Annotated in this window: 13 protein-coding genes and 1 pseudogene; 4 read left to right on the forward strand and 10 right to left on the reverse strand. The window is 68.7% G+C overall.

What is annotated here, in order from left to right; translation table 11 throughout:
- Positions 1-236: 236 nt before the first annotated feature.
- Positions 237-1,529: an acetyl-CoA C-acyltransferase gene (locus tag T333_RS10790; protein ID WP_496424366.1), complete on the reverse strand. Its 1,293-nt coding sequence runs from the start codon at positions 1,527-1,529 to the stop codon at positions 237-239.
- Positions 1,530-1,886: 357 nt separating this feature from the next.
- Here T333_RS10790 and T333_RS10795 point away from each other — a divergent pair, with 357 nt between their 5' ends.
- The 4 genes from T333_RS10795 to T333_RS10810 all read left to right on the forward strand — a co-directional run bounded on the left by T333_RS10795 (position 1,887) and on the right by T333_RS10810 (position 4,832).
- Positions 1,887-2,591, forward strand: coding sequence for a helix-turn-helix domain-containing protein (locus T333_RS10795; protein WP_355004317.1), 705 nt, complete (start codon positions 1,887-1,889; stop codon positions 2,589-2,591).
- Positions 2,592-2,601: 10 nt separating this feature from the next.
- Positions 2,602-3,036: a hypothetical protein gene (locus T333_RS10800; protein WP_355004318.1), complete on the forward strand. Its 435-nt coding sequence runs from the start codon at positions 2,602-2,604 to the stop codon at positions 3,034-3,036.
- A 102-nt stretch (positions 3,037-3,138) separates the two neighbouring features.
- Positions 3,139-3,663: a hypothetical protein gene (locus tag T333_RS10805; RefSeq protein WP_355004319.1), complete on the forward strand. Its 525-nt coding sequence runs from the start codon at positions 3,139-3,141 to the stop codon at positions 3,661-3,663.
- A gap of 26 nt (positions 3,664-3,689) precedes the next feature.
- Positions 3,690-4,832 (forward strand): MAB_1171c family putative transporter, encoded by a 1,143-nt coding sequence (locus T333_RS10810; RefSeq protein ID WP_496424367.1) that lies wholly within the window; start codon positions 3,690-3,692, stop codon positions 4,830-4,832.
- Here T333_RS10810 and hpf read toward each other — a convergent pair.
- From hpf to T333_RS10855, 9 genes and pseudogenes are all read right to left on the reverse strand, one after another.
- Complete coding sequence (gene hpf / locus T333_RS10815; protein ID WP_496424771.1) at positions 4,819-5,559, reverse strand: ribosome hibernation-promoting factor, HPF/YfiA family; 741 nt, start codon at positions 5,557-5,559, stop codon at positions 4,819-4,821. The genes T333_RS10810 and hpf overlap by 14 nt on opposite strands.
- Before the next feature lie 262 nt (positions 5,560-5,821).
- A complete protein-coding gene (locus T333_RS10820) occupies positions 5,822-6,484 on the reverse strand; it encodes a ComF family protein (protein ID WP_496424368.1) in 663 nt (220 codons plus the stop codon).
- Positions 6,485-6,525: 41 nt separating this feature from the next.
- Positions 6,526-8,331, reverse strand: coding sequence for an MtrAB system accessory lipoprotein LpqB (lpqB, locus tag T333_RS10825; RefSeq protein ID WP_496424369.1), 1,806 nt, complete (start codon positions 8,329-8,331; stop codon positions 6,526-6,528).
- A pseudogene (mtrB, locus tag T333_RS10830) lies at positions 8,328-10,217 on the reverse strand (MtrAB system histidine kinase MtrB). The gene lpqB and the pseudogene mtrB overlap by 4 nt, the downstream one beginning before the upstream one ends.
- Positions 10,218-10,336: 119 nt before the next feature.
- Complete coding sequence (gene mtrA / locus T333_RS10835) at positions 10,337-11,014, reverse strand: MtrAB system response regulator MtrA (RefSeq protein ID WP_039800350.1); 678 nt, start codon at positions 11,012-11,014, stop codon at positions 10,337-10,339.
- Positions 11,015-11,093: 79 nt separating this feature from the next.
- Entirely contained in the window at positions 11,094-11,741 is a 648-nt protein-coding gene (locus tag T333_RS10840; RefSeq protein WP_355004324.1) for a dTMP kinase, read from the reverse strand.
- A 290-nt stretch (positions 11,742-12,031) separates the two neighbouring features.
- On the reverse strand, positions 12,032-13,516 hold the full coding sequence (gene ahcY, locus T333_RS10845) for an adenosylhomocysteinase (protein ID WP_496424370.1): 1,485 nt from the start codon (positions 13,514-13,516) through the stop codon (positions 12,032-12,034).
- A 105-nt stretch (positions 13,517-13,621) separates the two neighbouring features.
- Positions 13,622-14,677: an alkane 1-monooxygenase gene (locus tag T333_RS10850; protein ID WP_496424371.1), complete on the reverse strand. Its 1,056-nt coding sequence runs from the start codon at positions 14,675-14,677 to the stop codon at positions 13,622-13,624.
- Positions 14,678-15,017: 340 nt separating this feature from the next.
- Positions 15,018-15,665 carry a TetR/AcrR family transcriptional regulator gene (locus tag T333_RS10855; protein ID WP_355001734.1) on the reverse strand — a complete coding sequence of 216 codons (648 nt, stop codon included), beginning with the start codon at positions 15,663-15,665 and terminating at the stop codon, positions 15,018-15,020.
- Position 15,666: the final 1 nt, after the last annotated feature.

A 15,666-nucleotide genomic window follows, 5' to 3' on the forward strand; every position in this document is an offset into this window, starting at 1 on the left:
TCGGCGAGCACCCGATGCCCTATCTGGCGAGGCGCTGTGATCAGAACGGCTCATCGCTTGCCGTGCCGCACGGTGGCGGCGCGGCGGTCGCAGACGAGGGCTCGCGATTCTGGGAATCGCGCATAAGCGCACGATGACCAGGACGGCCAGCGGGCCTGGCGAAAGGCGGACCGCGAAGGGCGACGGCGGAGCATCGCCGGTGCGCTCAAGGAAATCCGCACCGGCGACGACCGGAATCAGACCCGTTCGAGGACGGCCGACGCGCCGATGCCGCCCGCGGCGCAGATGCCGAGCAGGGCGGTGTTCTTTCCGGTGCGGGCGAGCTCGTTGGCCATCGTGGTGACCATGCGGGCTCCGGTGGCGCCGAAGGGGTGGCCGAGGGAGACCGAGCCGCCGTGCACGTTGAGTTTGTCGATGTCGACGGTGCCGACGGCGTTGTCGCGGTCCAGCCGCGTCTTGGCCCATTCGTCGCTGGCGAGCGCGCTCAGCACCGAGAGGGTCTGGGCGGCGAAGGCTTCGTGGATGTCGACGAAGTCGATGTCGGACAACGACATTCCGGCCTTGTCGAGGGCGCGCGGCATGGAGATGGCGGGGCCGATGAGGACCTGATCGGTGGGATCGACGCTGACGTAACTCCAGGAGCGGAACGCGGCCAGCGGGCGGTAGCCGAGCTCGCGAGCCTTCTGCTCGCTCATCAGCAACACCGCCGAGGCGCCGTCGGTGAGGGGGCTGGCGTTGCCCGCGGTGACAGTGCCCTCCTTGGCGAACACCGGCTTCAGCTTGGCCAGCTTCTCGACGCTGGTGTCGGCGCGGACCAGACCGTCGCGCTCGATGTCCACGCCCTCGGGCGTGCGCACCCGCAGCACCTCGTCGTCGAAGCGCCCGGACGCGATGGCGGCCGCGGCGCGCTGGTGTGAGCGGGCCGCGAACTCGTCTTGTTCGGCCCGGCCGATGCCGTGGATCCGCGCCATCTTCTCGGCCGACTCGCCCATCACCTCGCCGGTGGTGCGCTCGGCGATCTTCGGCCTGCTCGGCAGGATGTCGGTGAACGGCGCCAATTGCGCTGCGGCGGAAAGATAGTCCTTCACTTTCGGCTTGCCGAGCGCCAGCGGCGCGCCCGCGTGCACCAGCTTCTGCGGCAGTTTCACCTCGGCATTGCTGGTGGAATCACTGCCTCCGGCGATCATGATGTCGTATTCGCCGCGTTCGATCGCGGCCGCCGCGGCGGTCACCGCCTGCAAGCCGGACGCGCACGCCCTGGTGACGGTGTAGCCCTCGCAGCCGGGATCGAGGCGCAGATCGAGCGCGATCTCCCTGGCGATGTTGGGCGCGGCACTCGGCAGGATCACCCCGCCCCACACGATGGCCTGCACTTGGGCGCCGGGCAGCCCGGTGCGCTCCAGCAGACCGCGCACGGCGGCGTCTGCCAGCGCGATGGAGTCCATCCGGGTGAAATCGGTGAACGCGCGCACGAACGGGGTGCGGGCGCCGGACACGATGACGGCACGGCGAGCGGCGTCGGAAGCCATGCGAATTCCTTTCCAGAGACGTACACCACAAACTTACTCTGAAGTAAGTTTCTGGTCCACGCTCGCAGGGGAAAACACCTCCCCGCACCCCACCGGGCGGGCAGGCTGTCCGTCCCCGAGCCGCAGGGCGGCTCAGCGATCCCCTCCAGATGCCGCTGAGCCGGCCTGCGGCGCGCCGTTGCGCTGCAGGCCGGGGCGCCCGTCCCGTCGAACGCCCCTGCTCGTCCCGGAACGCTTCGAGTGGTCGGTATCGCGCATCCGACGCAGAAAGAACAGTACCGTTCTTTCTACCGATTTTTCAAATCTTTTCTATGAAGTTGTCATCACCGCCCGGTCCGGCCTACTATGAGGCCCACTATGAGAAGCCCTTCGGAGCTGTCGCGGCAGAAGCGCTTCGGCCGAATCATCAAGGAACGCCGAGACGAGCTCGGCCTCACCCAGCTGCAGATCGGCGATCTGGGTGGGCCTTCCGCGCCGACGATCCGGAAGATCGAGGACGGCGACGCCGCGATCAGCACCCACACGCTGAACAAGCTGGACGCACCGCTGCGCTGGCTGCCGGGCAGCGCGGCGCGCACCTACGCGGGCGGCTCGCCCGCCGTGCGAGAGGCCGGGTCGGGTGAACACGCCACCGACGAGTCGATCGTCGCGGGCCCCACGTCCATCCGTTTCGACATCTCCGACCTCACCGGCCTGCTCGCCGCGACCGGCAGGCTGACCGACGCCGTCGAGCGCGGCCAGGCCGCCGAACCCGCTGTGGTCGAGGCGATCTCGGACCTGAACCGGGTGGTGTCCCGGCTCTCCGCCCGCTACGCCACCATCATGCTGGAACGCAACGGAGGACCGGGCCGCCAGCTGCACCCGCTGGTGGAGATGGCGTTCTCGCACCTGCTCGAGGTCCCCGCCGAAGCCGACGACGCGACCGAGCTCGAGGAACGCCGCTACCGGCGCTGGCTCGCCGGTCGCTCCGAGAACGTGAGCGCCGCGACCGAGGCCCAGTTCCGGGCCAGGTGGTTGGCCGCCAACAGCACGACCGCGCCGAATCGCAACGGCAAGCACTGAGGTGATCGACATGACCGAGGCCGCGCACCTACCGCTGAGCCACAAGATCAACCGACTCTTCGCGGTGATGCACCCGCGCTCCGCGCCGGAACGCAGCACCGAATCCGTCGCCGAACAGGTCAGCGACCAGCTGGACCGCGCGGTGGCGGCCAGCTACCTGGAAGAGCTGCGCGACGGCCGCTTCGACGACGAACACGACGACGCCGCTGTCGAATTCGAGATCCTCGCGGCGATCGCCAGTTGCTTCGGCGTCGCGCCGCGCTATCTGACCACCACCGGGCAGGCCGCCGCGAGCATCGACAGAGAACTCGAGCTGCTGGCCACCATGCGCGACGCCAACGTCGCCAGTATCGCGCTGCGCGGCTCCGACGTGGACCGGGCGATGCTCGCCCAATTGATCCGCGGCACCGAGGATTCCGCCGAATCGGGCGCCCCCTCGCACTGACCTCGGGTGACGGCCCGCGGGTCGCCCGCGGCACCCCGCCCTGGGTACCATTCTCAGCTACACGGGGCGGAACCGCGGAACTGCTGTAGGAGATCGCATCGCATGGCCGGTATGGACACCCGGTTCCGGGAGCTTTCCCGGCACGTACCGATACCGCACCCGTGGAATCTGAACACCTATCTCGATACCGTCGCCGAGTTCCGTGACCGCCCGATCACCTTGCAGCCGGTGGACACCGCGGTGCTCGCGGGTGCGGGGTGCGGCACCGGCAGCGGATTGTGGATCGCCAAGCAGGACAGCGATGTGATCGTCTACGGCGCCGACACCACCGAATGGCACGCCGAGCACATCATCGCCCACGAGCTCGGGCACATGCTGCTCGGACACGGCCCGGAAGCGGAGCCGACGCCGAGCGACCAGACCGCGCACACCCTCGCCGCCGTCGCCGAGTTGCTGCCCTCGATCTCACCGGAATCCATCGCGCACGTCCTCGGCCGCACCGACTACGGCACGAGCAGGGAACGCGACGCCGAGACCTTCGCCGACATGGTGATGCTGCAGGCGATGCGCCCGCCGCGCCGCGACTCCCTGCTGCACCGGACGTTCTTCCGCGACCGTCGCAGGTGAACTCCCCCATACCGGGGGTAGTCGCCGTGCCGCTGATCGGATTCGTCGCCCTGGTGACCATCGGCAGGTGGACGCTGCTGCACCGAACCATCACCGACCGGCTGCTGAACCGGGCGCTGGCGTGGGCGGCGGTGGGGATGGTGCTGCTGGAGCGTGGGATCGCGCCGCGATTCGGCAGCCTCATGCACCAGCTTTCCATGGGCTGCATGCTGTTCGCGATCATGAGCGCCTACGGCGCGGCCATGCTGTGGGCGGGCGCGGACCCGTCGGGCGCGCGGCGACGGCAGCGCCGCTACGACCTGATCGCCGCCGCGTGCGCCGTCGTCATCCTGGTCGTCGGCACACCCGCACGGCACAACGGAACGCTGCTCGGCCAGACGCCGGGAATGTGGTCGGCGATCTCGGCGCTGGCATTTTGCCTGCCCGCGATCGCCTGCGGCCGCGTGATGGCGGGCGCCCTGTGGCGCGAGCTGGCTCGCGCGGACACCACGCGGCGGGAGCGGTTGGTCTACGGGTCACTGCTCGCGGCGTTGGCCACAGGCGCGTGCAGTCTGCCGTTCTCGGCGCTGCTGTTCGGCGGGATCCTCGGCGACGCCGTGCGCATCGAGGATCCGGACCTGATCCGCTGGGCGTGGCCGAACTTCACCGTCATCGTGGTCAGCGCCGCCGTGCTCGCGGTGCCGCTGCTCGGCGTGCTGGTGACGCGCGCGGGCTGGGATCGGTCCCGGCGCTACTGCCGACGGCTGCGCCCGCTGTGGACCGATGTGACGCGCGCGGTGCCGGAGATCGTTCTCGACCTCGCGGCGACCGGGCGCGACGAGCCCGAGGTCCGGCTGATCCGGATGACGGTGGAGATCCGCGACGCCCTGCTGCACTTGAACAGGTATGCGCCCGAAGATCTTCCGATGCCCGATGGAGCGAGCCCGACGGAGCGCTACGCACGGCGGATCGCGCACGGGATATGCGCCAAAGCCGAAGGATGCGGTCCCGCCAACGCGACCCCGAGAACCGTGGCGCCCGCGTCCCGCGATCTCGATTCGGAACTGCGCCAGCTGCTGGAACTGGCGCGCGTGTGGCCGCGAGCGCGAGCCGGTGCGGAGACCAAGCGGCCGACGCCCGCGGGGGCGTCGGCCGGGCGACTCTTTCGACGTTCGGCTATGCGAGCCTGATCAGGCCGTAATCGAAGGCATGACGTCGATAGACGACCGACGGTCGGTCGGTCTCCTTGTCGTGAAAGAGGAAGAAGTCGTGGCCGACGAGTTCCATCTGGTACAGGGCATCGTCGACTGTCATCGGTGTCGCGGTGTGCTCCTTGGTCCGCACGATGTGGCCGGGACCGGCCTCGTACTCGGGTTCCCCCTTTTCGGCGCGCTCACCGGGGTGCGCGTGCGCCCTGGAGGTTTCGTCCGTCAGGGTGAACAGCGAATCGTCGACCAGATCGGCCGTGGCCTCGGCGACCGAGACGGGGGTCTTCTCCCCGTAGTGGACCCGGCGCCGGTCCTTGATGCGGCGCATCCGGCTTTCCAGCTTGGCGGTCACCGACTCGAAGGCGGCGTAGAAGCTGTCCGCACAGGCCTCGGCCCGTACCACCGGGCCCTTGCCACGCGCGGTGATCTCGACGCGCTGGCAGGCTTTGCGCTGACGACGGTTGCGTTCGTGGAACAGCTCGACGTCGAAGAGGAAGATCGACGGGTCGAAGCGTTCGAGACGGGAGAGTTTGTCCGCGACATAGATTCGATAATGATCAGGAACCACGACGTTGCGGCCTTTTACCACGATGTCGGCGCGAGTGGCCGGTGGTTGGTCCGCTGCGGGTTGCTCTGTCGTATCCAGGGCGCCGGCATCCAGCACCGAAGGATCTGCGTCTTTCACTGAAGGACGTGAAGAAGTCGTCACGCGTACCTCCCGGATCTGGCCGCACGGACCGATTTCCCGTGCGGCGGGATTGAGCCGTGCCGAGCGGAATCCGGAGGTCATGGAGTGCGCGAGAGCCGTTCGTTGTCAGACAGGCTGACGCCTTCGGGCTTGGCTCACACCGGGGATTCGCACGACACGAAGTTGTCCGAGGCGCCACCTCCAAACTCTCGGTTCGGGTGTGTGATCGCGACGGTAGTACGCCAACGGGCGGTCCGCCAGTGTTCACGCAAATTTCCCGGAGTCAAGCAGAACACGTCACCAGGACGGCACTTGTCTCGACTCCGGCCGCGCGTAGCGCACGCACCGATTCGCGGGCTGTCGCGCCGGTCGTCAGCACGTCGTCGACCACTACGACCTCGGTGTCGACCGTGCTCGGCAGGCTCGCGAGCGGCCCGCGCCGCACCGATACCCTGCCGCGCAGATTGTGTTGGCGCTCACCGGTTGTCAATCCCACCGAATCGCGCACACCCCACCACACCCGCAACATGGGCACCACCCGGCAATCCGGTAGCCACCCCGCCGCCGCACGCGCCGTCCGCAGCACCGGATCCCCGCCGCGGCGTCGCGCGGAAGCGCCGCGGCTCGGCGCGGGCACCACCACCAATACGCGATCGGGCGTTCGCAATCGGGCGAGGCCATACGCCATCGCCAGCCCGAGCGGCGCGGCCAGATCGCGGCGGCCGCGTTCCTTGGCGGCGAGCACCGCGCGACGCGCGGGACCGGCGTACGGCGCGAGCGCCCAGCACGGGACGCCGGGATCGGTGCGCGGACGCACCCGTACGGGACCCACCTTCAGTGCCGCCGCGCAGTCCGCGCACCATCCGACGCCCACCACCCCGCAGCCCGCGCACGAGGCGGGCAGCGCCAAGTCCAGCAGGGCGGCGAGGTGTTCGGCGGCTCCCATGGCCGAAGTGTGCACCCGCCCACCGACATTCGGCGGGTGGCTCAGCCGGGCAGCACCGGCGCGGTGTCGGATCCGAGACCGGGGATCTCGGTCCAGTAGCGCAGTTCGCTCGTCTGGTTGTTGGTCAGCTCGAGCACACCGCGCGAGTCCGCCACGTACTGCGTGGTCGGCGAGGCGGACACGACCCGGACGGGAGCCGTGAGGTTCTGTGAGGTCAATGGGTACTGCTCGGAACCGTCGATGGTGACGGTCAGCACCGGATTGATGTTGCCCTCGCGCGCGACGATGAGCGCTTCGCCGCCGAGCCAGTCCAGCGAGAGCGCGCGGGTGCTCAGATCGACGGCCAGCGGCAGCGGCGAGGTGAGCGCGTACTTGCCGTCCGGCCGCCGTTCCACCACCGCGACGTACACCTTGCCGTCGGCGATGAGCGCGGCCCGCACTCCGGTGCGGGAGATGCGCAGTTCGGTGATCGGACCGCGGAAGTTGGGCCCGGACGACGACCCCGTCAACGCCGAGGTGTCCACGTCCTGCACCGAGACGTTGCCGGTGCCGCGGTCGTTGACGGCGCGGATCACCCGTTCCCCATCGATGACGGCCCAGGCGGCGCCGCCGTCGGCGATCCAGGACGGTCTGCTGATCGTGGTGCCCTCGGCGACCGGAAAGGCATTGCCGCCGTAGGTGCCGACCATGAGCGTGCGCGGCGGCTCGGGGTCCGGTCGTCCATTCGCGGCGACCCCGGCGACCAACTGCCCGTCGGGCGAGAGCGCCACCGACTGCAGGTTGTTCACCGACCCGAAGTAGCCGGGCGCGTTCACCACGCCGCGCTCGTTCACCTGGGCGAGCGCACCGCCGCGTAAGGCGTGCAGTCCGATCCGGTTCTGGGCGAACATCTGAGGGCTCAGCTGTTCCACGTCGGCGACCGACCAGCCGTTGGCCGCGAACCGGTCGTCCAGCGGTTTCCCGTCGGCTAGCAGCATGTACGGGCCCAGGATGTCGGCGCCCGCCAAAGTCAGCACCACCTGTGCGGCAAGCAGTTCACGATCGCGCGGACTCAACCCGCCCGCGCCCGCGAAGTCGACGCGCACGCCGCCGAGCCCGATGCCGACCTCCTCCGGGTCGCCGTTGGCCTTGGTGATCGGACCGCGCAGCGCGACCGGCTGGCCGAGCTGATTGCGCACGACCGAGGCGAGCTCCGGCTGCGGGCCCTCGGTGAGCAGCGTGAGCAGGCGCTGGGCGAGCTGATTCTTGGACACCGAGATCCAGCGCAGATCGGGCACGACCGAGGTGCCGCCGGGTTCCACGAAGTAGAGAACGTAGCGACGGTAGGACTTGTTGAACGCCGTGCGGTCCATCACGACACCGTCGGGCAGCTCATCGATGCGCCACTCGCCGTCGACCCGGCTCATCTCGATCTTGTTCTCGACCGTGCCGTCGACGGCTCGGTAGGCGCCGTCCGGAGCCAGCTCGCCGACCTTCTGGGCGCGGATCACGTAGGTGGCCGTGTCACCGCTGCGCGATTCGCGCAGCGTATCCGGCTTGTCGACGATCGTCGTGCTCGCGCCGTCCTCCCACTGCGCCGAGGCCGACGGCGTCATGTACTGGCGGGCGGCCAGATGTCGGTTCGCCGGGTCGGCGGTCGCCTGCAGGAAATCTCGCAGCAGCAGATCGGGATCGCGGCCCTGGATGGGTGGTGGCGGTCCCTCGGAGGTGGGTTCGCGATTGAGCGTGCCGAGCGCTTGCGGTGCCGAGGATTCCGGCAGGCTCGCACAGCCGCTGAGCGTCAGCAGCGCCGTGACGAGCACCGCGACAGCGGCCAGTCGGGACGATCTGGCACCGAGCATTCTCATGACTGTACGTCTCCGCGTTCGGTGAGCACACGGCCGGAGCCGGAAGCGTCCGGCGCTTGCGTCCGCGCCGCCCCGGGGCTACCCGTATCGGCGGCGTGCGGCCCCTCCTCTGCCTCGCTGACGCCATTGCGCGCGCGGGTCGGCTCCTCGGTACCGTTCGCCGCCGCAGCGTCCGCAGCGGGGTCATCCGCCGCTCGGCGCGCGCTGACGCCGTTCGCCGCCGTACCGGTCGACGGCGTCCCGTTCGCGCCGAGCGGGTCCGCAAAGCCGGGAATGGCGTGCGGGAAAGGCACCGTCGGCGTATCGCTGTCGGCATCGGATGGACGCCGGCGGCCGGGCTCCAGCGGCAGCGGACTCGGACCCAACTTGCGGCCGCGCACCAGCGGCAAGGTCAGGCGGAAGCTGGCGCCGACGCCGACCTCACCCCAGGCGTCCAGCCTGCCCTCGTGCAGGTTGGCGTCCTCGACGCTGATCGACAGTCCGAGGCCGGTGCCGCCGGAGCGGCGCATGCGCGAGGGATCTGAACGCCAGAACCGGTTGAAGACCAGCTTCTCCTCGCCGGGTCGCAGGCCGACGCCTTGATCGCGCACCACTACGGCGACGGCGTTGGCCTCGCTGTCGCCGCGCATGCGGATCAGCACCGGCTTGCCCTCGCTGTGGTCGATGGCGTTGGCGAGCAGGTTGCGCAGCACCCGTTCCACGCGGCGCGGGTCGACCTCGGCGACCAGCGGATCCTCCGGCAGATCGATGACGACCTCGACGCCGGCGTCCTTCGCCAGATGCCGCACTGTCGAGATCGCGGCCCGCGCGCACATCCGCACGTCCAGCGACTCCACCTGGAGTTCGGCGACGCCCGCGTCGTGGCGGCTGATCTCCAGCAGGTCGTTGAGCAGACCCTCGAACCGGTCCAGCTCCGTGACCAGCAGCTCGGCGCTGCGCGCCAGCGCGGGATCGAGATCCTCGCTGCTGCCGTGAATCAGGTCGGCGGCCATGCGCACCGTGGTGAGCGGCGTGCGCAACTCGTGACTGACGTCCGAGGTGAACCGTCGCTGCAGATTGCCGAACTCCTCGAGCTGGGTGATCTGGTTGGACAGGCTCTCGGCCATCTCGTTGAACGCCTGCGCCAGTCGCGCCATGTCGTCCTCGCCGCGCACCAGCATGCGCTCCTTGAGGCGACCGTCGGCGAAGCGGCTCGCGATCCGCGCCGCGGACCGGATCGGCAGCACGACCTGCCTGGTCACCAGCGCGGTGATCGCGGCGAGCAGGACCAGCAGCACCAAACCGCCGATCATCATGGTGCCGCGCATCAGCGCGAGGCTGCGTTCCTCGTTGGCCAGCGGGAAGATCAGGTAGATCTCCAGGGTCGGCACCTCGGCGCTCGGGCTGCCGATGATCAGCGCCCGCCCTTGGTAACCGTCCGGGTCCTCGACCGTGGCGAACTGGTAGCTGACCTGATTGCGCTGCACGAACCGGCGCAGTTCCTCCGGTATCTCGGTGATCGGGCCGGAGGTGATCGGCTGCTGCGGCGTACCGCCGACCATGCTCAGCGCGGAGTCGAAACTACCTGCGGCGCCGGTGGATTGACCGGTCCCGCCGCGGTTGGACAGGGAATTGCGCGCGTCGGTGAGACGCTACTGCTGGGTGCCCGCGTCCTGCACGCCGACCAGCTGGCTCTCCACCGAGTTGCGGGCGCGGTCCATCTCCTCGACGGCGGCGTTGATCTTCGCGTCCAACAGCCGGTCGGTGATCTGACTGGTCAGCACCACACCGAGGATGGTGATCACGATGAGCGAGAGCGTCAGCGTGGAAACGATGACGCGCAGCTGCAGCGACCGGCGCCAGACATGACCGAGCGCGGTGCCCGCCTCTTTGAACCAGGCGGCCACCGGGGCGAGCGAACGCTCGAGACGCGCCAGCGTCCCGCCCGGCGTGCCCGCCCGATCACCCACGGCGGACGCGGCCTCTTTCGAGCCCTGGCCGTCCGCCTGCTGGGCATCGCCATCGATCACGGCGGTCCGGCCTTGTAGCCGACGCCGCGGACGGTGAGCACGATCTCGGGATTCTCCGGATCCTTCTCGACCTTGGCGCGCAGCCGCTGCACGTGCACGTTGACCAGCCGGGTGTCGGCCGCGTGCCGGTAGCCCCAGACCTGCTCGAGCAGCACCTCGCGCGTGAACACCTGGCGCGGCTTGCGGGCGAGGGCAACCAGCAGGTCGAACTCGAGCGGAGTCAGCGAGATCTGCGCTCCGCCCCGGCTCACCTTATGCGCGGGCACGTCGATCACGATGTCCGCGATCGACAGCAGCTCCGCGGGCTCTTCTTCGGTACGGCGCAGGCGGGCGCGCACCCTGGCGACGAGCTCCTTCGGTTTGAACGGCTTGACGATGTAATCGTCGGCGCCGGACTCCAGACCGAGCACGACGTCGACCGTGTCGGTCTTCGCCGTGAGCATGACGATCGGGACTCCGGAATCGGCCCGCAGCACACGGCACACGTCGATGCCGTTCATGCCGGGCAGCATCAGGTCCAGCAACACCAGATCGGGGCGGATCTCGCGAACCGCCGCCAGTGCCTGCGTACCGTCGCCGACCACGTGCGGGTCGAACCCTTCCCCGCGCAGGACGATCGTGAGCATCTCAGCGAGTGCCATATCGTCGTCGACGACCAGAATCTTCGGCTTCATAATTACTATGTTGTCATCTCCCAGGCCAGGATCGGGCTGCCACGCCAAACACTGGTACCAACCCGACGTCTATCCAACGTTATCCACCAACGAGTTCGGCGCAGCGGGTGAGCAGCGCCGGGCGATCGTCGCCGGATCGGTATGTCCACCAGGGGCCGAACCAGTCCCGATCCGCCAGCTCGCGGTACACGGCCGCGGTGCGCCGCTGCAGGCCACCGTCACGCTCGTAGGCGTCCAGCGCACGAGCGGCGTCCAGTTCGCCACGGCGACGCGCGCGTTCGGCGGCCACCTCGGTGGGCACCTCGAGCAGCACGGTGAGTTGCGGCACCGGAAGTTTCAGGCGGCCGAACTCCAGTTCGCCTATCCAGGCGACGATTTCGCCGTCGGCCTGCTGATCGGCCCGCGCCGCGGAGTAGGCGGCGTTGGAGGCCACGTAGCGATCCAGGATCACGATGTCGTTGGCGGCCACCATGTTCGACAATTCCGCAGCGGCGTCGGCGCGATCGAGAGCGAACAGCACGGCCATCGCGTTGATCGACCCTGCCAGGTCACCGTGCGCGCCGCGCAGCGCCTCGGCGGCCACATCGGCGTGGATCGACCGGCCATACCGCGGGAAGGCGGCGCTCGCGACGCGCAGCCCCTTCCCGGACAGCTCGGCGAGCAGCCCATCGATCAGCGTCCGTTTCCCGGCGCCATCGAGGCCCTCGACCGCTATCAGTACGCCCATGGCCAGCAGACTACCCGGCCGGGCGACCCTAAAAATCGTGGCTCCCCAACGACGCGACCAGTGGTCAGACTTCTGCGCACGGCCGCCCCGCTGCCGCTCGAGCCGTACAGCGCACCCGCCGAGGTGTCCGATGGCGCGATCAGCTCCGGCAGTGCCGATGTCCTGCGGCTCCTGTCCACCGGATCGGGCGGTTTCTGCGAACCTCCGGTGTGCTTCCAAGGCCCCGATAGCACGAAGGCCCGTCGATCCGTGGATCGACGGGCCTTCGTCGGCCGACTCTACTGCCCGGCTCAGTACCGGTAGTGGTCCGGCTTGTAGGGGCCCTCGACGTCGACGCCGATGTACTCGGCCTGGTCCTTGGTGAGCTTGGTCAGCGTGCCGCCGAGCGCCTCGACGTGAATGCGAGCGACCTTCTCGTCCAGGTGCTTGGGCAGGCGGTAGACCTCGTTGTCGTACTCCTCCGGCTTGGTCCACAGCTCGATCTGAGCGATCACCTGGTTGGAGAAGCTGTTCGACATCACGAACGACGGATGTCCGGTCGCGTTGCCCAGATTCAGCAGACGACCCTCCGAGAGCACCAGGATCGACTTGCCGGTCTCACCGAAGGTCCACTGATCGACCTGCGGCTTGATGTTCAACCTGGTTGCGCCGGAACGCTCCAGCGCCGCCATGTCGATCTCGTTGTCGAAGTGACCGATGTTGCCGAGGATGGCCTGGTCCTTCATCGCCTTCATGTGCTCGAGGGTGATGATGTCCTTGTTGCCGGTCGAGGTGATGACGATGTCGGCGTTGCCGATCGCCTGCTCGACGGTCACCACGTCGTAGCCGTCCATCAGCGCCTGCAGCGCGTTGATCGGATCGATCTCGGTGACCTGCACCCGGGCGCCCTGTCCCGCAAGCGATTCCGCGCAGCCCTTGCCGACATCGCCGTAGCCGCAGATCAACACCTTCTTACCGCCGATGAGCACATCGGTGCCGCGGTTGATGCCGTCGATGAGCGAGTGGCGGGTGCCGTACTTGTTGTCGAACTTCGACTTGGTCACCGAGTCGTTGACGTTGATCGCCGGGAACACCAACTCGCCGGCGGCTGCGAACTGGTAGAGGCGAAGCACGCCGGTGGTGGTCTCCTCGGTGACGCCCTTGACGCTCTCGGCGATCGCGCTCCACTTGCCCTTGTCGGTCTCGAAGCGCTCGCGCAGCAGGTTCAAGAAGACCGTGTACTCCGCGGAGTGGTCCTCAGCGGCGGGCGGAACCACACCGGCCTTCTCGAACTGTGCGCCGCGCAGCACGAGCATGGTGGCGTCGCCGCCGTCGTCGAGGATCATGTTGGCGGGCTCGCCCGGCCAGGTCAGCATCTGCTCGGCCGCCCACCAGTACTCCTCCAGGGTCTCGCCCTTCCAGGCGAAGACCGGGGTGCCCTTGGGCTCCTCGACCGTGCCGTGCGGGCCGACGACGACCGCGGCGGCGGCGTGGTCCTGGGTGGAGAAGATGTTGCACGAGGCCCAGCGCACCTGCGCGCCGAGCGCGGTGAGGGTCTCGATCAGCACGGCGGTCTGCACCGTCATGTGCAGCGAGCCGGAGATGCGCGCGCCCTTCAGCGGCAGCACGTCGGCGTACTCGCGGCGCAGAGCCATCAGACCGGGCATCTCGTGCTCGGCCAGACGGATCTCCTTGCGGCCGAACTCGGCCAGCGACAGGTCCGCCACCTTGTAGTCGACGCCATTGCGGACATCGGGGGTCATGGACGTGCGTGCGGGAAGTTCTGAGGTCGTCATCTGCCTCTCCATGGTCGGCTGTACCGATGCAAGGCTAGTCGCTGAACGCCTCGCGACGTACCGCGTGCCCGTCGGGGCACGCCTCGACGGGCACGGGCGCGGCGCTCAGGCGGTCGCGCGGTAGCTCGCGAGGATCCGGGTGCGCTTGCGCGGCTGGATGTTCGCGCGGGTGATGTCGCCGTCGTAGTGGGCGAGCACCCGGTGGTCCATGATCGAGCGCCACAGCGGCGGGATGGCCGCGAAGACGATCATGCTCGCGTAGCCCGCGGGCAGCTGCGGGGACTCCTGCGAGCTCCGCAGGGTTTGGTACCGACGTCCCGGATTGGCGTGGTGGTCGCTGTGCCGCTGCAGGTGGAACAGGAAGATGTTGGTGACGAGCCGGTCGCTGTTCCAGCTATCGCGCGGGGAGCAGCGGGCCCAGGCGCCGTTGGGCCTGCGTTCGCGCAGCAGGCCGTAGTGCTCGACGTAGTTGACCGTCTCCAGCAGGGCAGCGCCGATCACCGCCTGCAACAGCAGCCAGGGCAGCACCGCGATCCCGAAGACGGCGATCAGCGCGCCGAACAGCACCAGCGTCATCGCCCATGCCTGCAGCACGTTGTTGTGCACGGTCCACCAGGGCAGGCCCTTGCGCGCCAGGCGCTCCTTCTCCAGCGCGAGCGCGGACCGGAAACCGCCCGCGACGCTGCGCGGCAGGAACTCCCACAGCGACTCGCCGAGCCGGGCGCTCGCCGGGTCCTCCGGCGTCGCGACACGCACGTGGTGACCGCGGTTGTGTTCGACGAAGAAGTGCCCGTACCCGGACTGCGCGAGCGCGATCTTGGCCAGCCAGCGCTCCATGTGCTCCACGCGGTGGCCGAGTTCGTGCGCGGCGTTGATGCCGATGCCGCTGACGAAGCCCAGCGTGGCGGCCAGTCCGAGCTTGTCGAGCGCGCTCAGTTCGTCGCCCGCCCACATGTAGGCGGCGACGATCAGCCCGATCAGCTGGATCGGCAGGAACAGGTAGGTGCACCACCGGTAGTAGCGATCGTTGGACAGCAGTTCGTAGTCCTCGTCGCGCGGATTGCTGCCGTCCTCGCCGACCAGCCAGTCCAGCAAGGGAATGACCATCAGCACGATGATCGGTCCGATCCACCAGAACACCGCGGCGCCAGTGTGCAGCACAAGCTGTGAGGGCAGCAACGCGGAAGCCGGTGCGATCAGGCCGAGAACCCACAGATGGCGTTTGGGATCTGGCGATCCCGCCGGTTTGCCAACCGTTTGCACGTTTGCCCCGCTAATTAAGAATCCTAACTCCGATGTATGAGAATACTTACAGGCTTGAAGTCCGTTACACCGGAGTTCGCGGACTAAACGTGTCGACCGTTACAAGCGTGGCGGTCGGTTTTTCAGGGAGTTCACATGTGACAGCAGTCACCGCACACCTCCCGCAAATCGGGGCTTCGCCCCTAAGGTTCCCCTAACCAGGGCGGTCGGCGGCCCCTATTCCTTGGGGGCCTTTCCCCTAATCGAGCGAATCCGAGGCACTCGGTCGACGCGCCGCACGGGCGGCCAGGATCGCCTCGACGTAGGGCCCGAGCAGTTCGGCGAGATCGGCGGGCGCGTTGCGGCCCGGCGCGGGCGGTGTCGGAATGTAGCTGAGCGCGATCCGGACCAGCGCGGCCGCCAGCACGACCGACTCCGCCTCCGTCGCGTCGACCCAGCTGTCCTGGAACACCTTGGACAGCCGCTCGGTGGCGTGTTCGACCAGTGGCGCGGCGTCCAGGGTGATCAGGCGCAGCAGGTCCAGCTTCACCTCGCCCGCGATCAGCGACTGGATCAGCGGATCGGCGGCGGCGTCGAGGAAGAAGCCGGACAGCGCTTCCCGGAAGGCGGCGCGGACGTCGCCCTCGTTGCCCGCGATGGCGCTGCGGACATGGTCGACCAGGTCGTCGGCCAAGCGCAGGGCGTATCCCTGCGCGAGGCCCGCGCGCGAACCGAACTCGTTGTACAGCGTCTGCCTGCTCACCCCGGCCCGTGCCGCGACGTCGCCGAGCGTGATCTTGGACCAGTCCCGCTCGGTCAGCAGTTCGCGCATGGCGTCGAGGACGGAGGTGCGCAGGAGTTCCCGCGCCGCCTCCTGGTACGGAACCCTCGGTCCATTGCGCGGCATA

Source organism: Nocardia sp. CNS-044, assembly GCF_059570515.1.